At 66.2% G+C, this 21,270-nt stretch carries 17 protein-coding genes; 11 read left to right on the top strand and 6 right to left on the bottom strand.

Going from position 1 to position 21,270, the window contains the following annotated elements:
- The first annotated feature begins 2 nt into the window (after positions 1 to 2).
- The 3 genes from QM615_RS04395 to QM615_RS04385 are packed head-to-tail and all read left to right on the top strand — an operon-like array spanning position 3 to position 2,805.
- Positions 3 to 1,166 carry a M20 family metallopeptidase gene (locus QM615_RS04395; protein WP_094686492.1) on the top strand — a complete coding sequence of 388 codons (1,164 nt, stop codon included), beginning with the start codon at positions 3 to 5 and terminating at the stop codon, positions 1,164 to 1,166.
- Positions 1,163 to 2,326, top strand: a complete 1,164-nt coding sequence (locus tag QM615_RS04390) for a M20 family metallopeptidase (protein ID WP_094639006.1) — start codon at positions 1,163 to 1,165, stop codon at positions 2,324 to 2,326. The genes QM615_RS04395 and QM615_RS04390 overlap by 4 nt, the downstream gene beginning before the upstream one ends.
- A 14-nt stretch (positions 2,327 to 2,340) precedes the next feature.
- The gene (locus QM615_RS04385; RefSeq protein WP_283347080.1) at positions 2,341 to 2,805 is read left to right on the top strand and encodes an SAM-dependent methyltransferase; all 465 of its coding nucleotides are present in this window, start codon (positions 2,341 to 2,343) and stop codon (positions 2,803 to 2,805) included.
- A 13-nt stretch (positions 2,806 to 2,818) separates the two neighbouring features.
- Here QM615_RS04385 and QM615_RS04380 read toward each other — a convergent pair whose 3' ends face one another.
- The gene (locus QM615_RS04380) at positions 2,819 to 3,283 is read right to left on the bottom strand and encodes a gamma-glutamylcyclotransferase family protein (protein WP_037188123.1); all 465 of its coding nucleotides are present in this window, start codon (positions 3,281 to 3,283) and stop codon (positions 2,819 to 2,821) included.
- Positions 3,284 to 3,464: 181 nt separating this feature from the next.
- Between QM615_RS04380 and QM615_RS04375 the strand changes: the two genes are divergently transcribed.
- From QM615_RS04375 to glpD, 3 genes are all read left to right on the top strand, one after another.
- Positions 3,465 to 4,868, top strand: a complete 1,404-nt coding sequence (locus QM615_RS04375; RefSeq protein WP_068051456.1) for an NAD(P)H-quinone dehydrogenase — start codon at positions 3,465 to 3,467, stop codon at positions 4,866 to 4,868.
- A 139-nt stretch (positions 4,869 to 5,007) separates the two neighbouring features.
- Positions 5,008 to 6,228 (top strand): aminotransferase-like domain-containing protein, encoded by a 1,221-nt coding sequence (locus QM615_RS04370; protein WP_283347079.1) that lies wholly within the window; start codon positions 5,008 to 5,010, stop codon positions 6,226 to 6,228.
- Positions 6,229 to 6,359: 131 nt separating this feature from the next.
- Complete coding sequence (gene glpD / locus QM615_RS04365) at positions 6,360 to 8,090, top strand: glycerol-3-phosphate dehydrogenase (protein ID WP_283347078.1); 1,731 nt, start codon at positions 6,360 to 6,362, stop codon at positions 8,088 to 8,090.
- 147 nt (positions 8,091 to 8,237) lie between these two features.
- On the opposite strand, the gene QM615_RS04360 is transcribed toward glpD, so the two are convergent.
- A complete protein-coding gene (locus QM615_RS04360; RefSeq protein ID WP_283347077.1) occupies positions 8,238 to 9,020 on the bottom strand; it encodes a DNA-formamidopyrimidine glycosylase family protein in 783 nt (260 codons plus the stop codon).
- 38 nt (positions 9,021 to 9,058) lie between these two features.
- Entirely contained in the window at positions 9,059 to 13,636 is a 4,578-nt protein-coding gene (locus tag QM615_RS04355) for an ATP-dependent helicase (protein WP_502941860.1), read from the bottom strand.
- Positions 13,637 to 13,732: 96 nt separating this feature from the next.
- Between QM615_RS04355 and QM615_RS04350 the strand changes: the two genes are divergently transcribed.
- Both QM615_RS04350 and QM615_RS04345 read left to right on the top strand, forming a co-directional pair.
- Positions 13,733 to 13,984, top strand: coding sequence for a modification methylase HgiDII (locus tag QM615_RS04350; protein ID WP_068051442.1), 252 nt, complete (start codon positions 13,733 to 13,735; stop codon positions 13,982 to 13,984).
- A 106-nt stretch (positions 13,985 to 14,090) separates the two neighbouring features.
- Positions 14,091 to 14,612: a DnaJ family domain-containing protein gene (locus QM615_RS04345; protein ID WP_283347076.1), complete on the top strand. Its 522-nt coding sequence runs from the start codon at positions 14,091 to 14,093 to the stop codon at positions 14,610 to 14,612.
- A gap of 10 nt (positions 14,613 to 14,622) precedes the next feature.
- On the opposite strand, the gene QM615_RS04340 is transcribed toward QM615_RS04345, so the two are convergent.
- Complete coding sequence (locus tag QM615_RS04340; RefSeq protein WP_283347075.1) at positions 14,623 to 15,228, bottom strand: ribulose 1,5-bisphosphate carboxylase large subunit; 606 nt, start codon at positions 15,226 to 15,228, stop codon at positions 14,623 to 14,625.
- 54 nt (positions 15,229 to 15,282) lie between these two features.
- Here QM615_RS04340 and QM615_RS04335 point away from each other — a divergent pair, with 54 nt between their 5' ends.
- The 3 genes from QM615_RS04335 to QM615_RS04325 all read left to right on the top strand — a co-directional run bounded on the left by QM615_RS04335 (position 15,283) and on the right by QM615_RS04325 (position 17,696).
- The gene (locus tag QM615_RS04335) at positions 15,283 to 16,467 is read left to right on the top strand and encodes an NAD(P)H-binding protein (RefSeq protein WP_269593472.1); all 1,185 of its coding nucleotides are present in this window, start codon (positions 15,283 to 15,285) and stop codon (positions 16,465 to 16,467) included.
- The gene (locus tag QM615_RS04330) at positions 16,467 to 17,177 is read left to right on the top strand and encodes a CPBP family intramembrane glutamic endopeptidase (RefSeq protein ID WP_068051435.1); all 711 of its coding nucleotides are present in this window, start codon (positions 16,467 to 16,469) and stop codon (positions 17,175 to 17,177) included. Before QM615_RS04335 ends, QM615_RS04330 begins: the two co-directional genes overlap by 1 nt.
- Positions 17,178 to 17,258: 81 nt before the next feature.
- Positions 17,259 to 17,696 carry an Lrp/AsnC family transcriptional regulator gene (locus tag QM615_RS04325; RefSeq protein WP_032376860.1) on the top strand — a complete coding sequence of 146 codons (438 nt, stop codon included), beginning with the start codon at positions 17,259 to 17,261 and terminating at the stop codon, positions 17,694 to 17,696.
- Here the strand turns inward: QM615_RS04325 and QM615_RS04320 are convergent.
- Together QM615_RS04320 and QM615_RS04315 are read right to left on the bottom strand one after the other, a co-directional pair.
- A complete protein-coding gene (locus QM615_RS04320; RefSeq protein ID WP_283347074.1) occupies positions 17,668 to 20,382 on the bottom strand; it encodes a molybdopterin-dependent oxidoreductase in 2,715 nt (904 codons plus the stop codon). The genes QM615_RS04325 and QM615_RS04320 overlap by 29 nt on opposite strands.
- Complete coding sequence (locus tag QM615_RS04315) at positions 20,379 to 21,191, bottom strand: FAD binding domain-containing protein (protein ID WP_283347073.1); 813 nt, start codon at positions 21,189 to 21,191, stop codon at positions 20,379 to 20,381. Before QM615_RS04315 ends, QM615_RS04320 begins: the two co-directional genes overlap by 4 nt.
- Positions 21,192 to 21,270: the final 79 nt, after the last annotated feature.

Genomic DNA, 21,270 nt, shown 5'->3' with positions numbered 1-21,270 from the left:
CGATGGACCGCGCCCTGGCCGACGCCACCGACGAAGTGGTTGCGCTCTCGCACTCGATCCACGCGGAGCCGGAGCTGGCGTTTGCCGAGCATCGCAGCGTCGCCAAGATCCTCGACACGCTCCGGGCCCACGATTTCGAGATCGAGACGGCCGTCGCAGGCATCGACACCGCGTTCACCGCGTCGTTCGGCAGCGGCGATCTGGTGATCGGGATCTGTGCGGAGTACGACGCTCTGCCCGAGATCGGTCATGCGTGCGGGCACAACATCATCGCGGCCTCGGCTGTGGGTGCTGCGCTTGCGCTCGCTCCGGTCGCCGACGCGCTCGGGATCACCGTGCGAGTGCTCGGTACCCCGGCCGAGGAGACCGGCGGCGGCAAGGTCTTGATGCTCGAGCGAGGAGTGTTCGACGGCGTCGGCGCGGCGTTGATGGTCCATCCCGGCCCCTTCGACATCGTGGGTGCGACCTCGCTGGCGCTGGCGGACATCGCGGTCAAGTTCACCGGCCGTGCCGCGCACGCGTCGGCTGCTCCAGAGTGGGGAATCAACGCAGGCGACGCGGTGACCATCAGTCAGGTGGCACTCGGGCTCTTGCGCCAGCATCTGTCGCCGGGTCAGCAGCTCCACGGCATCGTCAGCGACGGGGGTGTGGCACCGAACATCGTGCCCGGCCATGCCGAGCTGCTCTACTACCTGCGCGCGAACACCACCGAATCGCTGCACGCTCTGACGGCGAAGACGTACGCGTGTTTCGAGGCAGGAGCGATCGCCACCGGGTGCACTCACGAGATCCGCACGGTGTCGCCGACCTATGCGGCGTTGACGCCGGATTCGTGGCTGGCTGCGGCTTTTCGGCAGGAGATCGAAGCATTGGGCCGATCGCCCCTGGCTCCGGATTTGGAAGGATTTCGCCCGTTGGGCAGCACAGACATGGGAAACGTGACGAATGTTCTACCCGGTATTCATCCCGTCGTCGGCCTCGATGCGGGAGGAGCGGTGACCCATCAGCCGGAGTTCGCCGCCGCGTGTGTCACAGAGTCGGCCGATCGAGCGTTGCTCGACGGAGCTCTCGGTCTCGCCAGAACTGCTGCGCGCGCCGCAGCCGATCCCGGTACCCGCGCCCGTCTGCTCGACGGCGTGACCGCTCGCTCGGCGGCGCAGTCGTGAGTACCCGCGAGGACGCGATCGATCGGTGGATTCACGCGCACACGGCAGATCTCTCGCTGTGGCGGCGGCACATTCACGCGAACCCAGAACTTGCTCGACGCGAATTCGGCACCACCGCGTTCGTGATGGAGCATCTCGAGGCGGCGGGTCTGTCGCCCAAGCCGCTCCCCGGTGGAACGGGGTTGATCTGCGACATCGGGCCCGATGGTCCGCGGGTGGCGTTGCGGGCGGACATGGACGCCCTGCCGCTGCAGGAGAACACCGGCGCGGTGTACTCGTCGACCGTGCCGGGGGTGTCGCACGCCTGCGGGCACGACGCACACACCACGGTGCTGCTCGCGACCGGATTGGCGCTGGCGTCACTGCCGGACCTGCAGTACGGGGTGCGCCTGATCTTTCAGCCCGCCGAGGAGGTCATGCCGGGCGGTGCCCTCGACGCGGTGGCCGCGGGAGCGCTCGACGGCGTCACCAAGATCTTTGCGCTGCACTGTGATCCGCGGCTCGAGGTGGGGCAGGTCGGCGTGCGCCTCGGTGCGATCACCTCTGCGGCCGACACCGTCGAGCTGCGGCTGGATTCGCCCGGCGGTCACACGTCGCGGCCGCACCTGACGACCGATCTGATCTACGCACTGGGCACCGTCATCACCGGTCTGCCCGGAATGTTGAGCAGGCGCGTCGACCCGCGGACCAGCACGGTCATGGTGTGGGGAGCTGTGGTCGCGGGCCAGGCCCCCAACGCCATACCGCAGACCGGCATGCTGACCGGCACCGTCCGCACCGGCGACCACGAGACCTGGGCGTTGCTCGAACCGCTGGTCCGCGAGATCGTCACCGGATTGCTCGCACCGACCGGTGTCCGCTTCGAGCTGCACTACCGTCGCGGCGTGCCTCCCGTGGTCAACGATCCGGCGTCCACGCATACGTTCGAGAAGGCGATCGAAAGGGTCGGACCCGACGCATTGGCCGATACCGCGCAGTCCGGCGGCGGCGAGGATTTCTCGTGGTACCTCGAACGAGTGCCTGGCGCGATGGCTCGACTCGGTGTGTGGCCGGGCACCGGGCCTCAACTCGACATCCACCAGCCCACCTTCGATCTCGACGAACGAGCACTGGCCGTGGGCGTGAAGGTGATGACCGGAATCGCGCTGGATCCGAACTAGAGGCAGGAGACGAGATGGCGTTCGATGTGTCGCCGATCGGGATCGTCAGATCCGAACGCGCCGAGGTGATGGACGACAATTGGGGATCGGTCGAATCCGTCCTCGACCTTCACGACAGTGTGCTCGACGCCGACTCGACCCTCGGTCTCGCGGAATTCTCCCACCTCGAAGTGGTCTACGGCTTCCACCTGTGCGATCCTGCCGCGACCACCACCGGTTCGCGGCACCCCCGCGGTGACACGACGCTTCCTCGGGTGGGAGTCCTCGCTCAACGGGTCAAGGACCGGCCCAATCATCTCGGGGTGTCGCGGTGCGAGATCGTCGACGTGGACGGACTGCGCATCCGAGTCCGAGGTCTCGACGCGATCGACGGCACACCGGTGTTCGATGTCAAGCCGTTCCTGCAGTCCATGGTTCCGGAACGTGCGGATGTGACCGAGCCGGCCTGGGTGGCGTCGGTGATGAAGAACTACTTCTGATCCGTCCCTCGAACTACGAGGCGGTACCGGGACCGACGTTGCGGCTGTTGCGGGTTCGTAGGTCCCGCACGTATTCGGCTGGGGCACCGGCGATTTCGGCTGCCTCGGCCATGACGCCGAGGTAGCGTGCCGACGGCAGGCCGCCCTCGTAGGCGTCGAGCACGTACATCCAGGCGAGCACCGGCTCCCGGCCGGTCTCGATGCGCAGCCGGATCTTCCGGTGAATACCGAGTTCCGACCCCTCCCAGCGATCCAGGCTCTCCTCGTCCTCCTCGGACACGTCGTAGAGCACGACGAAGACCTGCGAGTCGGGATCCTCCACGACCGTGGCCAGCGCGCCTTCCCAACCGATGTCGCCACCGCCGAAGGTCAACCGCCATCCGTGCAGCCACCCGGTTCCCGACAGGGGCGAGTGAGGGCATCGCTGCAACATCTGCTCCGGATGCATGTTGGATCCGTAGGCGGCATAAATTGGCACGTCGGCCAGCCTAAACCGTATCGGTGCACACTGACGCCTCGTGGTCGTGTTTCGGTGCGTCGCCGCAGGTCCGCCCTCCTACGGGGCAAGGCAAGCCAGCCCTACCGACGCGCGAGGGCGGCCTCTGGAATACCGTTGACGCGACACAGCGAGAGATTTCGAGCATGCGAGAAGAGGATCAATGACCCGGATTGTGATCATCGGTGGTGGTCCGGCAGGGTACGAAGCAGCGTTGGTTGCCGCACAGTACGGCGGAGAGGTGACGCTCGTCGATTCCGACGGTATCGGCGGTGCCTGCGTTCTCTGGGACTGCGTGCCGTCGAAGACGTTCATCGCCTCGACCGGCATTCGCACCGAGATGCGTCGAGCCAGCGACCTCGGTATCTCCCTCGATCCGTCGCAGGCGGCCGTCGCGCTGCCGAAGATTCACGACCGTGTGAAGAGCCTCGCGCAGGCGCAGTCCTCCGACATCGCCCACCGCGTCACCTCCGTCGGCGTGGAGCTGCTGGCCGGACGCGCCGAGATGATCGACTCCCACGTCGGGATGGCCTCGCACCAGATCAAGGCGGTGCTCGCCGACGGCGAAGAGCGCATCCTCGACGCCGATGTCGTGCTCATCGCGACCGGTGCCCGTCCCCGCGTGGTCAAGGGAGCCGAGCCCGACGGCGAACGCATCCTCAACTGGCGTCAGCTCTACGATCTCGAGTCCCTCCCCGAGCACCTGGTGGTCGTCGGATCCGGTGTGACCGGTGCCGAGTTCGTCTCGGCCTACACCGAGATGGGCGTCAAGGTCACCGCCGTCTCGAGCCGCGACCGCGTCCTTCCGCACGAGGACGAGGACGCCGCTCTGGTGCTCGAGGACGCGTTCAACGAGCGCGGCGTCACCCTCGTCAAGCACGCCCGCGCCGATTCGGTCGTTCGCACCGACGACGGCGTCTTGGTCACGCTGTCGGACGGCCGCACCGTCGAGGGCAGCCACGCCCTGATGACCGTCGGATCGGTGCCCAACACCTCCGGTCTCGGACTCGAGAAGGTGGGCATCGAACTCGACAAGGGTGGATACCTGCGGGTGGATCGCGTCTCGCGGACCGCTGTCGCCGGTATCTATGCAGCCGGTGACTGCACCGGTCTGCTGCCGCTGGCCTCGGTTGCGGCGATGCAGGGACGCATTGCGATGTATCACGCACTGGGACAGGCCGTCAGCCCGATCAAGCTCAAGACCGTGGCCTCGGCGGTGTTCACGCGGCCGGAGATCGCGTCGGTCGGCGTCGCGCAGTCCAAGATCGACGCCGGTGACGTGCCGGCGCGCGTGGTGATGCTGCCGTTGACAACGAATCCGCGAGCGAAGATGAGCGGGCTCAAGCGTGGTTTCGTGAAGATCTTCTGCCGCCCGGCGACCGGCGTCGTGATCGGTGGCGTCGTGGTCGCCCCGAGTGCGTCGGAGCTGATTCTGCCCATCGCGATGGCGGTACAGAACAACCTCTCGGTCAACGACCTGGCGAACACGTTCTCGGTGTACCCGTCGCTGTCCGGTTCGGTCATCGAGGCCGCGCGTCAGCTGATGGCGCACGACGATCTGGACTGATCTCATGATGTGAGAAATGCGTTTCATATTTCGGTAGCACGTGAGACAGTCGAAGGAGCGGACACACCCGTCCGCTCCTTCTTCGACTCAGCGGATCCGCGGGCCGTCTCCCCATTCCTGCTGCCCCGGAGCCTCTCTCATGTCCACTACGTACCGTCCCGCCGGCCTGGCCACCCGCACCGACTCGCTCACCAGCTCGGCCATCCGTGACCTCCTGGCTCTGACTGCACGCGACGATGTGATCAGCCTCGCCGGAGGTCTACCGGCCACCGATCTGATACCGATCGACCGCATCGCCGCAGCAGCAGAGGCTGCGCTTCGTCGCCCCGACGCGGTGCAGTACTGCGAGACATCCGGCCACCGCACTCTGCGTAGCGTTGTTGCAGCCAGGGAATCGCTCACGCGCGGGGGAATGCTCGTTCCGGTCGAGTCCGTCATCGTGACTCACGGTTCGCAACAGGCTCTGACGTTGCTCGCGCAGGCACTGATCGACCCCGGTGCTGTCGTCGTGGTCGACGAACCCGCGTACACCGGTGCGCTGCAGGTGTTCTCGATCGCCGAAGCCCGCATCGAGTCCATTTCCATCACCGATACCGGAATGGACACCGACGAACTCGAACGCAGACTGGCGGATGGACTGCGTCCCGCGGTGGTCCACACTGTCGCGAACTTCCACAATCCGCGGGGAGTCACGATGAGCGAGCAGCGTCGACGCCACCTCGCGGCGCTCGCGGATCGTTACGGGTTCTGGGTCATCGAGGACGACCCGTACGGTGAGATATGTTTCGACACAACGGAATCCGATATCGGCGTTCCGCCGCTGCCGATCGCGTGCCACAGCGATCGCGTCATTCGACTCTCCAGTGCGTCGAAGATCCTCGCTCCGACGCTCCGTGTCGGCTGGTTCGTCGCCCCGCCCAGCGTCTGTGCGGCGGTGGAACTGCTCAAGCAGGGCGCGGATCTGTGTGGATCCTCGATGACGCAGCTGATGGCAGCGGACATGCTCGCCGACACCGCGTGGCTCGATGCGCATGTGGTCGTTCTGCGGCGCGAGTACGGCTCTCGCGCAACGGCATTGACGAATGCTCTCGTCGCCGAGTTCGGTGATCGGCTCACCGTCTCGCGCCCCGAGGGTGGCATGTTCGCCTGGGCCACCTTCCGGGACGGAACCGACACCGGCGAGTTGCTCGACGCGGCGCTCGATCACGGAGTTGCCTTCGTGCCGGGCACGGCGTTCGCTTCGGATGCGCAGTACCGTCACTCGCTGCGGTTGAGCTTCGCCGGATCGACCCCGGCCGTGCTGGCAGAGGCAGTGCGACGATTGGGTGCCGCGCACTCGGCGTCGACTCGAGTGCGCTGATCCGATTGCCCCGACCCCACTGCTTCGACCGGACTGTTTCGACCACGGCAGGTTCTGCGCCTCGAGGACCTGGGGCGGTAGCCTGACGTGCAAGCAATGCGGGGATTTTCGATGGAGATGGAGCGTTCGAGATGAGCAACCGATCGAATACGAAGTTCCTCGGACCCGACCAGCGGGTGGAGGCGTGGGACCAGCTCGGAACCGAGCAGTTCGACGTGGTGGTGATCGGCGGTGGCGTCGTCGGCTCCGGTGCAGCCCTCGACGCGGCGACGCGCGGACTGAAGGTGGCGCTGGTCGAGGCGCGGGATTACGCGTCGGGAACGTCGTCTCGCTCGTCCAAGATGTTCCACGGCGGGCTTCGATACCTCGAGCAGCTCGAGTTCGGACTGGTGCGTGAGGCCCTGCACGAACGCGAGCTCTCCCTGTCCACGCTCGCACCGCACTTGGTCAAGCCGCTGAAGTTCCTCTTCCCGCTCACGCACCGGTTGTGGGAGCGTCCGTACATCGCCGCGGGGATTTTTCTGTACGACCGGATGGGTGGGGCCAAATCGGTGCCGCAGCAGAAGCACCTGACTCGATCCGGTGCGCTGCGGATGTCGCCCGGGATCAAACGCAAGTCGTTGATCGGCGGGATCAGGTACTACGACACCGTCGTCGACGACGCCCGGCACACCATGACCGTCGCCAGGACGGCCGCTCATTACGGCGCAGTGGTGCGAACCTCCACCCAGGTCGTCGGCTTCCTGCGTGAGGCCGACCGGGTTTCCGGTGTGCGCGTGCGTGATTCGGAGACCGGTGCCACCACCGAGGTGCGGGCACACGTGGTGATCAACGCCACCGGCGTGTGGACCGACGAGATTCAGTCGCTGTCCAACATGCGCGGACGCTTCCGCGTACGCGCCTCGAAGGGCGTGCACATCGTGGTGCCGCGGGATCGAATCGTCAGCGAGGCCGCGATCATTCTGCGCACCGAGAAGTCGGTGCTGTTCATCATTCCGTGGGGTGCGCACTGGATCATCGGTACCACCGACACCGACTGGAATCTCGATCTGGCACACCCGGCCGCCACCAAAGCCGACATCGACTACATCCTGGGCGAGGTCAACGGCGTGATCGTCACGCCGCTCACCCACGCGGACATCGACGGTGTGTACGCGGGCCTGCGGCCATTGCTGGCAGGCGAGAGCGACGAGACCTCCAAGCTCTCTCGCGAACACGCGGTCGCTCGCGTGGCACCCGGACTCATCGCGATCGCAGGCGGCAAGTACACGACCTACCGAGTCATGGCCGAGGACGCCGTCGATCTGGCGGCCGAGGACATCCCGGTGCGGGTGGCGTCCTCGATCACCGAGAAGGTGCCCCTCGTCGGTGCCGACGGTTACTTCGCCCTGGTCAATCAGGCACCGCATCTGGGGGAGATGTACAAGCTGCATCCACATCGGGTGACGCATCTGCTCGATCGATACGGTTCGTTGATCGACGAGGTGCTGGCGATGGCCGACGGCAAACCCGAACTGCTGCAACCACTCACCGATGCGCCGGCCTACCTTCAGGTGGAGGTGGTGTACGCCGCGGCAGCGGAGGGCGCACTGCATCTCGAGGACGTGCTCTCGCGTCGTACCAGGATTTCCATCGAGTACTCCCATCGCGGGATGAACTGCGCGGGTCAGGTGGCCGCGTTGATCGCACCCGTGCTGGGTTGGGACGAGGCCATGGTCGACCGTGAGGTCGAGACCTACCGCGCCCGGGTGGAAGCCGAGATCGAGTCGCAGCGCCAGCCCGACGACGAATCGGCAGACGCGCTGCGAGTCGTCGCTCCCGAGGCCCGCCAGGAAATCCTCGAACCCGTTCGCACGATCTAGCGCAGTCGAACCAGCGTCCGGGGTGCGCGAGCAGCTGTCGCGCCGGACACGGCCATGATCAGCAGGGTGAGTATCGCAAGTGTCAGCATGCGTCCATGGTGATCGGCAAAGCTGTGAACAGGCTTGGCCGCACCTGACAGGGAGCTTTCAGGTCGGTGGCCGCTGGCAGTGTGGGCAGTGGTAGATCTGCCGTTCCTCGAGTGGGTTGTCTCCGATGAGCCCGAATTCGATGGTGGTTCCGCAGCGTCGGCATGGCTTGTTCTCGCGCCCGTACACCCAGAAATGTCGGCCCGGTCGCCGATCCCCGGTGGTGACGCGTTGATTTCGATCCTTGTTGGCCATGATCAATCGATAGGACAGGTCGATCGTCTTCTTCAGGTCACCGGCCTCGCCGACCGGTGTACGCGGGTCGATTCCGCGCAGAAAGCAGATCTCGTTTCGGTAGACGTTGCCGAGTCCGGCGATGTTGCGCTGATCGAGCAGCGCGAGTCCGACGGGACGAGCCGGATCCGACTCCAAATTGGTCAGGGCGGCTACTGGGTCCCAGTCGGGACCGAGTAGATCCGGTCCGAGATAGCCGACGACCTCGTCCTCGTCCTCGACGATGTCGAGGACTCCGAGCTCGAAACCGATGGCCTGCGCGTCGGCGGTGTTCAGGATGATCCGCGCCTGGAACGCCGGGCGACGCCAGCGAGCGCCGGGTGCATAGACGTGCCAGGTGCCTTCCATCTTCAGATGCGAATGAATGACGTAGCCGCCGACTCTGATCAGCAGGTGCTTACCGCGTGAGGCGACGGAATCGACGGTCTCTCCGGTGAAGTCGACTGTGGCGTAACGGGGTACGCGAATGTCGCAGGTGGTGAGCTGCCTGCCCTCGAGTGCGGCGCGCAGGGTGTTGGCAGCGCGCCAGACGGTATCGCCCTCGGGCATCGGTGTCCTCTCTCGTTCCTGGGGAGTATTGCGGTGCTTCAGCGACGCAGACGAAGGCCGCGTGGGGTCGCCGAGAAACCGGCCTCGGTCAGGGTCTTGGAGAAGTCCGTGCCGTGAATGTCGTGACCGTTGATCCGCTCGACGAGTAGCTTGTCGACTCCGCCGCGGCGAACGGTGGCCGCCAATGCGGTTGCTGCAGCGCTGATGTCCTCGGTGTTCTCACCGAACGTCAGCACCGACTTTCCGCCGCGTTCGACGAACATCGTCAATTCGCCTCGGACGAGGACCACCAGTGCACCGGCCTTGCGACCCGGCCGATGCTTCGTCGTCTCGTCCGGCTTGTCTCCGACACCGGCCTCGCCGCTGCCTGCTTTCGGCCAGGGCAGTGCTCCGCCGTAGGGGTTGGCCGGATCGCAGGACGCGAGCACGACGGCGGTGGCGTTCTTCTTCGGTTCGTCGTAGCTGCGCAACCGGTCCACCACATCGGAGGTGGAGAACTGCGCTCCGCCGAGGGAATCGACGAAGTATCCGCGACGGCAGCGACCGGAATCCTCGAATCCGGTGAGCACCTTGTACATCGTGGCGAATCCGCCGGGCACGCCCTCGTTCATCACCGAGCCGCGGGTCACCACGCCGTAGCGTTCGAGCAGTACATCGGCGGTCGCATGGGCGCGGACGGTCAGGTCGGGTTCGAGCTCGGGCAACCTCGACCATCGTCCACCCGCGGTCGGGGGTCCGGTGCGGGTGGGCAGGGATGGCCGCTCGAACTGCCGGTACGAGCGCAACCGCGGTGTGCGACGCGGTGCTCGATGGCTCGGGGCCGAGCGGGTGGTCGTGGAGTTCAACAGCGCGCGCAGCGGGGCGAATGTGTCGTTGCTCAGTCGGCCCGCCCACACCAGCTCCCACAGGGCGGCCTGCAGAGCGGTGTCGTCGGTGCTGCCGACGGTGTCGGAGAGTTGGCGGAAGAAGTACGCGCCGCCGCCCGCAACGGCGTCCTGAATGCGAATCTGCAACTCCGACAGGTCGGATTCGGCAGCGGGCACGAGGGTCAGCGGAGCGGTGTCGGCCATGTGCAGGCTCACCCAGCCGTCCTTGGACGAGATCGCGCCGTGTCCCGACCACAACACCTCCCCGGTGGAGGTCAGTTCGTCGAGCATCGCCGGGCTGTAGTCCGTCACCCGCGACGAGAGCACGAGTGATTCCCAGGCCGATGCCGGAACAGGAACGCCCGCAAGCTGTTCGATGACGGTCGCGACGCCGTCGATTCCGCTCAGGCGTCGGCTGTCCACGTGCTGCCACGCCGGCAGGAAGCGGCCGAGGGTGGCGGTGGAAACGGGTTCGATCTCCTGCCGAGCCGCAGCGAGCGACCGGCGCCGCAAACGTCGCAGGACCTCGGCCTCGCACCATTCGCTGCCGGTGGCTCCGGGCCGAAATTCGCCCTCGACGACGCGCTTGTCGACGGCGAGTCTGCGCAGGACGTCGCGTACCACGGCGGTGCCCACCCCGAAGCGCGCCGCCGCGTCGTCGAGCGTGAACGGTCCGTGGGTTCGGGCGTACCGGCTGATCAGGTCCACCAGCGGATCGTCGACGGGTTCGATGAAGGCGGCCGGAGTTCCGATGGGAAGCGGCACGCCCAGTGCGTCGCGCAGCCGAGCGGCGTCCTCGATCGCCGTCCACCAGTTCTTGCCGGCGAACGAGACCTCCATCGCCCGCTTGGCATCGGCGAGTTCGGTGAGCCACTGCGGGTATTCGTCGCCGTCGGTTCGAAGGCCGACTTCCTCGACGGTCAGCGGACCGAGCAGTCGCAGCAGGTCCGCGACGCCTTCGATGTCCTTGGCGTGGCGGTCCTCGGGGAGGCGCTGTAGCTCGAGTTCGGTGGTGGTGATGACGCTGTCGTCGAGCAGCTCTCGCAGTTCGACGCGTCCGAGCAGTTCGGCGAGGAGCGCCGAGTCGAGTGACAGTGCGGCGGCACGGCGTTCGGCCAACGGGCTGTCGCCCTCGTACATGAATGCGCCGACGTAGTTGAACAGCAGCGAGTTGGCGAAGGGGGACGGTGACGGCGTCTCGATGTCGACGATTCTGATCTGGCGTCGGCCGATTCTGGCCAGGATGTCCTCGAGGGCGGGGAGGTCGTAGACGTCTTGCAGGCACTCGCGGACGGTCTCGAGCAGGATCGGGAACGTCGGGTACTTGCGTGCCACGTCGAGCAGCTGAGCCGAACGCTGGCGCTGCTGCCACAGCGGCGCTCGCTTGCCCGGGTTGCGGCGGGGGAGAAGCAGTGCGCGAGCGGCACATTCGCGGAATCTCGATGCGAACAGAGCCGATCCGCCGACCTGCTCGGTGACGATGTCGGCGATCTCGTCGCGCTCGAAGACGAACAGTTCTGCGCCCGGCGGCTGGTCGTCGGTGTCGGGCAGCCGGACGATGATGCCGTCGTCGGATGCGGTGGGGGCGGCGTCGATGCCGTACCGCTCGATCAGCCTCGCGCCGACTGCGAGTGCCCACGGCGCGTGCACCTGCTGACCGTAGGTGGAATGCAGCACGAGCCGCCAGTCGCCCAGTTCGTCGCGGAACCGCTCGACGATCATCGTCTTGTCGGTGGGGAGTTGGCCGGTGGCCTCGAGTTGCTCGTCGAGCAATGCGATGAGGTTGTTGACGGCGTTGGCGTCGAGACCGTCGGAGCTCAGCCGGTCGGCCAAGTTGCTGCGATCGGTGGTGCTGCGCAGGAACTCGCCCAGGGCTCGGCCGAGTTCGGCCGGCCGGCCCAGGCCGTCGCCGTGCCAGAAGGGGAGCCGGCCGGGTTGACCGTAGGCCGGGCTGACGAGCACCCGATCGTGGGTGATCTCCTCGATCCGCCAGCTGGTGGCACCGAGGGCGAACACGTCACCCACTCGCGATTCGTAGACCATCTCCTCGTCGAGTTCGCCTACCCTGGACTGCTTTTCGCCCACCATGTACACGGTGAACAGGCCGCGGTCCGGGATGGTGCCACCAGAGGTGACGGCCAGTCGCTGCGACCCGGGACGGCCGGTGAGAGTGTTGGCGTCGCGGTCCCACACGAGCCTCGGCCGTAGTTCCGCGAACTCGTCCGAGGGGTAGCGGCCCGAGAGCAGATCGAGAGTCGACTCGTAGGCAGATCGGGGCAGGGTGGCGAAACTGCCTGTGCGACGGACGGAATCGAACCAGTCCTCGGCGTCGATCGGTTCGAGGGCGCAGGCCGCCACGGTCTGCTGCGCCAGCACGTCGAGTGGATTGGCGGGAACGAACAACGCCTCGATCTTGCCCGACGTCATGCGTTCGACGGTGACGGCGCAGTGGATCAGGTCGGTGCGGTGCTTGGGGAACAACACACCCTTGGAGATCTCGCCGACCTGGTGACCTGCGCGTCCGACGCGTTGCAACCCACTCGCCACCGATGGCGGCGCTTCGACCTGGACGACCAGATCGACTGCGCCCATGTCGATTCCGAGTTCGAGGCTGCTGGTGGCGACGACGCAGCGCAGCCTGCCGGTCTTGAGATCGTCTTCGATCAGCGCGCGCTGATCCTTGCTGACGCTGCCGTGGTGGGCACGGGCCAGCAACGGATCGGCACCGTGGTTCACGTCGTTGGGAGTGCCGACCTGCGAGGGCGGTTTGTGCTCGGTCTCGACGCCGTCGCCGATCCGTTCGGCGTACACCTCGTTGAGCCGCGCAGTCAGCCGCTCTGCGAGACGTCGAGAATTGGCGAAGACGATGCACGATTTGTGCTCGAGGATGAGATCGACCATCTTCTCCTCGACGTGGGGCCAGATGGATCCCTGCGCCGGGGGAGCGGCCGAGGTGTCCGCATTCGGGTCGGTGACGCCCAGTTCGGTCATGTCCTCGACCGGCACCTGGACCGTCAGATCGAACGTCTTCGGTGCAGGTGGAGCGACGATCTCGATGGGAGCGGCACCGGCCAGGAATCGGCCCACCTCTTCGTGCGGTCGTACCGTCGCGGACAGGCCGATGCGTTGAGCCGGCTTGTCCAGCATCGCGTCGAGCCGTTCGAGAGACACCGCGAGGTGTGCGCCACGTTTGGTGCCTGCGACGGCGTGTACCTCGTCGACGATGACGGTGTCGACCTCGGCGAGGATGTCTCGCGCGGCCGAGGTGAGCATGAGGAACAGCGATTCCGGGGTGGTGATCAGGATGTCCGGCGGCGTCTTGATCATGTTCCTGCGGTCGGCGGCGCTGGTGTCGCCGGATCGCACACCGACCGAGATCTCCGGTGGGTTCAGGCCGAGGCGCTTGGCGGTCTGGGTGATGCCGACGAGGGGAGCGCGCAGGTTCCGCTCGACGTCGACGGCAAGGGCTTTGAGCGGCGAGATGTAGAGGACTTTGGTCTTGCGGGTGCTGTCCGCACCCAGCTGCGCAAGCTCGTCCAGGGCCCACAGGAAGGCCGAGAGCGTCTTACCCGAACCGGTCGGAGCAACCACGAGGGTGTGCGAACCACTCGAGATGGACGACCACGCGCCCAACTGCGCGGACGTGGGAGCGGGAAAAGCGCCGGTGAACCATTCCCGGGTCGGCCGCGACAACTTCTGCATCACCGACAGCTCGCCCGCTGCGTCGGTGCCCGTACTCTGCCTGGCCATCCCATCATCATGCCCCCGGGCACCGACAGATAACCCTCGCGCCGTTCCCCGAGCGTGCGGCGGTGTCGATTCGAGCGATTCGGGTACACCGCCCCCATGACCGACGACCAAGAGATCATGCAGAAGATTTCCGCGAAACTCGACGCTCTGCTCGGCAGCAAGACCAACGGCCTGCAGAACGAGGTGCCTCCGGGCGCGAGCATCCAGTCCGACGAGGACGATGCCGAGCACGGGCCACTCGGCCGCGACTACCACCTGGCGAGCAAATACGCGCAGGCTCTCGCCATCAACGAGCCTCAGGTCATCGACCGCGAGGAATTCGATCGACTGGTCGCCGAGTACGGCTGACCAGGACCGCTGCGCGACACCGGCCCCGGCCCGCCTACGTGGGTCGGGGCTTCGTCGTGTTCGCAGCCGTGGCGCGGAGCCCGGCACCGGATCTACAGTCGACGGGGTGACCGAACGCAAGAAACCAGGAGTCACGTTCGAGTCCTGGGTCGACAAGCAGATTCGCGAGGCGCAGGACAACGGTGCGTTCGAGGGCCTCGAAGGCACCGGCAAGCCGATCCCGGTCGGCGATCCCGGCGACGAGCTGTGGTGGGTTCGGGGCTACCTGAAACGGGAGAACCTGCCCGCCGACGCCTTGCTACCCACCGCATTGCAGCTGCGCAAGGAGATCGAGCGGCTGCCGTCGACATTGATCGGCATTCGGCGCGAGGATTCGGCACGAGAGGTGTTGGACGAGTTGAACGCTCGCATCGTCGACTGGATTCGGTTCCCGACGCCGCCGATCGTGCCGCTCGGCCCGGTGGACGTCGAGAACTGGATGGAGAGCTGGCGGATCAACCGCGCCGAGGTCGACCGACTGGCCCGCGAGCATGCGGCGCAGTCGCCCGCGACACCCACGAATTCGGCGGGATCGAACCCACCGTCCTGGTGGACGCGACTGCGCACGAGGATCGCCCGGAGGCGTTGAGCCCGAGCGCCTAGTTCTCTTCGTCTCGCAGCTCCTCGTTCAGCTTGTCCTCACCGCGATTGCGGAAGAACTTGAATCCCGGAATGCCGATGACCGCACGTCGAACGTCCTTGGTGACTCCGAGGAGCTCGTGAATCTCGGGGGACACCGTGTCGAGGGTGGCGAGAATGGGAAGCAGCGCTTCCATGTGATCGAGGAGTCCGGGGAGCTGATCGACCATCGCGATCGCGGCGTCGACTTCCTCCTCGGACAGGTTGTCGACGAACTTGCGGGCCATGGGCTCGGACGTCTTGGCGATGGGATCGAACAACTCGATCAGCTCAAGCGCGGTGTGTGAGGCCACCGACGCCGACGCGACCACCTCGTCCGCGGCCCCGGTTGTCCGCTGCACGCTGGCGACCACGGCGTCGGCGGAGTCGATCACCTGATCGATACGTGTCATCAACATCTCAATGCGCGTCAGCAGTGCTTCGATTCGGCCGGGCAGGGTAAGCGCGAAAGCGGTCGTGGTGAGCATCCAGCCCGCACCGGCCCGCGCGACCGCGACTCCTCGCCGGAGCACAGTTTCGGTACCGAGGGGATCGGGGAGAACCACACCTGCCAAGACCAGAGCCATAGGAGCGACAATGCCACACCGACACAACGCCCCGAGTGCCGTTAGCCTCGAAGCATGAGAGCTCTCGTCACCGGTGCCAGCGGGTACATCGGGTCGCGGTTGGTGGCAGCTCTGCTGGCCGACGAGTTCGAGGTCGTCGTCGGCTCCCGAACGCCGGACAACCTGCGGACCTTCGACTTCTTCGACTCCGTCACCGCAGTCTCGCTCGATGTCACCGACGAACAGTCCTGCGCTGCCGCGTTCGCGCAGTCCGGCGACATCGACGTGGCCTATTACCTCGTGCATGCCATCGGCGAGTCCGATTACCGCGCGCAGGACCGACGGTCCGCCGAGCAGTTCGCCGCGGCGGCGGCGCGGGCCGGAGTACGCCGAATCGTCTACCTCGGTGGTTTCGTACCCGATGACGACCAGCTGTCGGAGCACCTCGCGAGCCGGGCGGACGTCGGCGAGGCTCTGACGGTGGACGGCGTCGAGCTGGTCTGGCTCAGAGCGGCCATCGTCCTGGGTGCAGGTTCGACGTCGTACGAGATGTTGCGCTACCTCGCCGACCGCTTGCCGGTGCTGCCGCTGCCGAGTTGGCTCGCCGAGCCCGTGCAGCCCATTGCCGTGGACGACGTGCTGCACTATCTGCTCGCAAGCGCCGACACCGATGCAGTCCCGGCGGGTTCCTACGACATCGGTGGGCCGGATGTGGTGCCGTATCGAGATCTGGTGTTCGCGTACGTCGAAGCTGCCGGCCTCCAGCGCATCGGCGTTCCGGTGCCGCTGGTGCCGACCTCGCTCGCAGGCAAGGTCATCGGAAAGATCATTCCGGTTCCCGCGGGACTCGCCGAAGATCTCGTCGGTTCGCTGCACAACACGATGACGACGTCGGAGAGTCGGATTCGTGAACTCGTGCCCGACCCTCCCCGAGGTCTCACCACGATTGCCGACGCCATGGCCCGTAGTGTGCGGGGAATGGTCGGTGACCCTCCCGGTGTGTGTGCCCTGAAGGATCCGCTTCGGCTCGCGAGCACCGACGCGGCCTGGAGCGGCGGTGACGCTCTGGGGATCAGGCGTCGCGGTGTCGCGGCGTCCTCCGACCGCACCTGGGGGTTGATCGAAGCCCTCGGCGGGCGTCGGCTGCTGTACGCCAAGCCCGTCGCGGCAGCGGTGCGCACCAATCTCGACGTGATAGCCGACGTGAATCGACGCGCGAGGTCGGCCGTACGCCGACTGACCGATACCGAGGAGGCGTGATGGGAACGTGGTCCACGACCGCGCTCAACGTGATGAAGTCCGCTCTGGTCGATCCGGTCGAGCGCGATCACCGACAGTCCGACGCTGCGTTTCGCAAGCGCCGAATCGTCGTGATGATCACCTTGGTGATCGGCGCGACGGTGCTGTACTTCTCGCTCAAGACGGAGCCGGGTGACCCGACGTTCTATGCGCTGACGCTGGTGCTGGCCGCAGTCTGGACGATCGGTGGATTTGCGTCCGGACCACTGCACCTGGGCCGTATCCAGGTCGGCGGGTCGATCAGACGGCCGATCGTCACCCCCATCCTGATCGGACTCGCCGTGGGCGGAGTCTTCTTGCTCGGCGGACTCGTGGTTCGGCAGATCCCGCCGCTGGCCGACTTCACCGAGAACGTGCTCGCACACGCCCGGGTGGGGTCACTGGTTCTGATCGTCTTCATCGCGCTGCTCAACGGCGTCGCCGAGGAGATCTTCTTCCGGGGAGCCCTGTACTCGGCCATCGGGGTCAAGCATCCGGTGATCATCTCCACCGTCATCTACGCCATTGCCACCCTCGCATCCGGCAATCCGATGCTGGGCTTCGCGGCTGTCCTGCTCGGTTACGTGATGGGTCTGCAGAGGCGTGCGTCCGGCGGAATCCTGGCTCCGATTCTCACGCACGTCAGTTGGTCGGCGGTCATGGTCCTCGCCCTACCCCCTCTGTTCCTGTGAAAAAGAGGCACAAGCACCGATTCGACCAGCAGAAACGGATGTGGCCGCTGATTCGTCTCGGATCTGGGCTACATTGCGCAGGTGAGTGAAAATCTCGATCGCGTCGATCGCTTGATCATCGACGAGCTTGTCTCCGACGGACGCGCTACTTTGGCGACGTTGGCGGAAAAGGCTTCCCTGTCCGTGTCCGCCGTTCAATCGAGGGTTCGACGGCTGGAGTCCCGGCGCGTCATCCGTGGATACACGGCCCAGGTCGATCCGGAGGCCCTCGGCCGTCCGCTGTCGGCATTCGTCGCCATCACTCCGATCGATCCGGCTCAACCGGACGATGCCCCCGCCAGGTTGAAGCATCTGTCGGCCATCGAGTCGTGTCACTCGGTTGCCGGTGAGGAAAGCTACGTTCTGCTGGTGCGAGTCGAATCGCCGAGGGCGCTCGAACGCTTGCTGCAGGAGATCCGGGCAACCGCCAACGTGCAGACGCGCAGCACGATCATTCTGCAGACGTTCTACGACCGCTGACTGCCCGCCACACCCGGTCCGACGACATGGGTAGGTCGTACAGTCGGGCACCGACGGCGTCACGAATGGCGTTGGCCAAGGCCGGTGCCACGGGGTTGTACGGAGACTCGCTCATCGACTTCGCGCCGAACGGGCCCAGACGGTCGTAGGTGTCGGCGAACAGAACTTCGGTGCGAGGAATGTCCGCGAACTGCGGAACGTGGTAGCTACGAATCGAATCGGTGGTGACCAGACCGGCACCGTCGGTGCGGATCTCCTCGTACAGCGCGCTACCGATCGCCTGTGCGACGCCGCCCTCGACCTGACCACGGCACTGCTGCGGGTTCATCACGGTTCCGGCGTCCGCGCTCTGCACCGACTGCAGTATTTTCACGGTGCCGGTGTCCTCGTGCACCGCCACTCGGAACGCGTGCACGTTGAACGCAAGCGAACGCGGCAGCCCGCCACTGTTGCCTGCGGTGACGAGGGTGCCTCCCGCCATCGCCAGAATGTCGTCGAGGGTGACGAAGCGATCTCCGCAGCGCACGCCCTCCGGTCCGAGTGTGCAGTCCGAATTTCGGTGTCCGGTCGCCGTGGCGGCCAGATCCAGGATCCGAGCTGACATCGCGCGAACCGCCGCATACAGGGCCTTGCCTGCCACCACGGTGCCCGCCGAACCGAATGCGCCCGTGTCGTAGGTGACCGAGTCGGTGTCGGATTGATCGACTCCGATGCGGTCGACGGACGTGCCCAGTTCGCTCGCCGCGATCTGAGTGTGGACGGTGGTGGTTCCGTTGCCGAATTCCGCAGTTCCGACGCGTATCTCGTACCGCCCCTCGGGTAGCAGTGCAACCGAGGTCTCGGCGCGGTGGCCGCGCGGGGGAATGGTCGCGATCATGGCCACCGCCATTCCTTCGCCCACCTTCCAGCCCGCCGGTGCGTGCTCGCCGTTGCCTTGTCGCAGAGCGGCTTCGGCAAGGTCGATGCACTGGTCGAGGCCGTAGCTGCCGAACTGCAGGTCGTCTCCCTCGTGGTGGGCGGCGACGATGTCGTCGCCGGGGACGATCACGTTGCGTCTGCGAAACTCGAACGGATCGACGTCGATCTCTCGCGCCAGATCGTCCATCGCCGATTCGATCGCGAACATCACCTGTCCCAACCCGTAGCCGCGGAAGGCTCCGGACGGGATGTTGTTGGTGTACACCGTCTTTGCGTCGACCCGTTTGTTGGCGCACCGGTAGATCGCCACCGACTCGCCGCAGCCGTGGAACATCACACCGGCACTGTGGTTCCCGTAGGCACCGGCGTCGGTGAGAACGTCGATCGACAGGGCGGTCAGCGTGCCGTCGGCGCTCGCGGCGGCGGTGACGTCGACGCGGAACGGATGACGGCACGGTGCCACGGTGAACTCGTCTGTGCGCGTGAACTCGAACTGCACCGGTCGACCGGTACGCAGTACCGCCAGCGCCACCACGTCCTCGGTGAGCAACTCCTGCTTGCCTCCGAACCCGCCGCCGACGCGCGCGGTGAACACGCGAACACGATCGCGTGCCAAACCGAAGATCTCGCAGATCTCGTCGCGCACCAGAAAAGGAACCTGAGTGCTGGTGCGTAGATTCAGTTTTCCGGTCTCGTCCAACCAACCGATGGTGCCGTGGGTTTCCAGGTGCACGTGCTGAATCCGCTGCGTGGTCCAGCGGCCGGTGACCACCGCCGCCGCGTCGCGAACGGCAGCGTCGACGTCCCCGGTACTGCCGTGCAGCTCGGCCACCAGATTGCGAGACGGATCCGCGATTCGCGCCGTCGCGTCCTTGTCGCCGTGGATCTTCGGCGCATCGGGTGCGAGCGAGGACTCCGGATCGAACACTGCAGGCAGCACGTCGTACTCGACGACAAGAGCGCGGCACCCCTCCTCGGCCGCTGCCACCGATTCTGCGACCACGATCGCCACTCGCTGGCCGATGAAGCGCACGACGGTATCGAGAACGTGGGTGTCGTCCGGATCGTCGACGCGGCGGTCGTGGCGGGCCGTCGAGAATGCGGTCGCCGGACTGTCTTTCGCAGTCAGGATCAGGTGCACCCCCGGCACCTGCTCTGCCGCGGTGGTATCGACCGAGACGATCCGGGCATGCGCGTGTGGACTTCCGAGAACACTGGCGTGCAGCAACCCGGCAGGGGTGTGGTCGAGTGTGTAGGGCTCGGTTCCGGTGACGATGCGCGTGCTGGCGGGTGCCGCGAGCGACCGTCCACACGCCGGACCGTCGACGGACTTCTCGGTGTTGACCACCCCGCAGACGGCGTCGGACACGGCGCGATATCCGGTGCAGCGACACAGGTTTCCCTTCAGCCGTTCGGGAAGCTCGTCCAGATCTTCCTCGGTCAGCGTCGAGGCGGTGACGACCATTCCCGCAGTGCAGAATCCGCACTGGAAACCGGCGGCTTCGACGAATCGGCTCTGCATCGGATGGAGGTCGTCCGGTGTACCGAGCCCCGCGACGGTGGTGACGGACCGGTCGGCGGCACGGAACGCGGGAAAGATGCACGAGTGCACCGGTTCGCCGTCGACGAGCACCGAGCATGCGCCGCAGTCGCCTGCGTCGCACCCTTTCTTCACGTCGAAGTGGTCGTGTTCACGGAGCAGGGTGCGCAGGCACTGACCGGGCCGCGGAGTGACATCGGTCGGCACACCGTTGATGTCTACGATCATGACAACTCCTCGCGAATCTGCTGCGCTGCAGTGCAACTGATGTGTCGACGCCAGTCCGGAGCCCCGTGGGGGTCGTCGTACCAGTGCTGAGGACCGATGGTGGCGGCGAGCGCGTCGTCGAGTTCGGCCGCCGTCGGCAGGCCGGGGAAACGGAGAACGAACGGACGGACGGTCGACGCGCTGACGGTCAGAACGAATTCGCCGCCGTCGTCGACTCGCCCGATCACCACGGCGGCCGATCGCCCGAGCGGTGACAGTGCGAGCTTGCGCATCGCCGTTCTGGACTGGAGCGCGTGGAGCGGAATGTCGATGCTGCGCAGCACGTCTCCCGGTCGAAGGGCGTTGGCATGCGGGCCCGTGACCAGATCCGCGATCGCGATGCGGTAGTCGTGATCGGGCCCATCACCCGACCACACCTGCCCGACACCGTCGAGAGCGGCGGTCAACGAGATCATCGCTCCGGCAGGCAGGGCCAGCGCGATGTTGCCGCCGACGGTGGCGGTCTTCCAGATCTTGAACGAGGCCAACAACGCTGCTGCGCAGCGGGGGAACAATGCGGTGGCCGGCCACGGAGAGGTGTAGCGCGCCAAAGTCTCGATGGTGCAGGTGGCAGCGATCTCGAGCCCGGTCTCGGTGACGGTCAACGGCTCCCACCCCAAGGCGGTGACATCGACGAGGGTGGCCAGGTGGTCATGCTTCTCGGAGAACAGCCAGGTACCGCCGGCAAGGACGGCGGTGTCCGCGCGTCCGGGCGGAAGGTCCGCGCGGGAGCCGGGAAGCAGAATGTCGTCGACAGTGCCGAGATCCATGGCCTTCGTTCACCTCGTTCTCGCCGGCAGATCCACCACGCCGACAGATCCAACACCCGATGTGTCCCTTCGAACTGTA

It is taken from the genome of Rhodococcus sp. IEGM 1341 (assembly GCF_030056895.1).
In the GTDB taxonomy this organism is placed as follows: domain Bacteria; phylum Actinomycetota; class Actinomycetes; order Mycobacteriales; family Mycobacteriaceae; genus Rhodococcoides.
The sequence above is the reverse complement of the archived record's forward strand: the minus strand, read 5'-3'. Positions and strand labels throughout refer to the sequence as shown.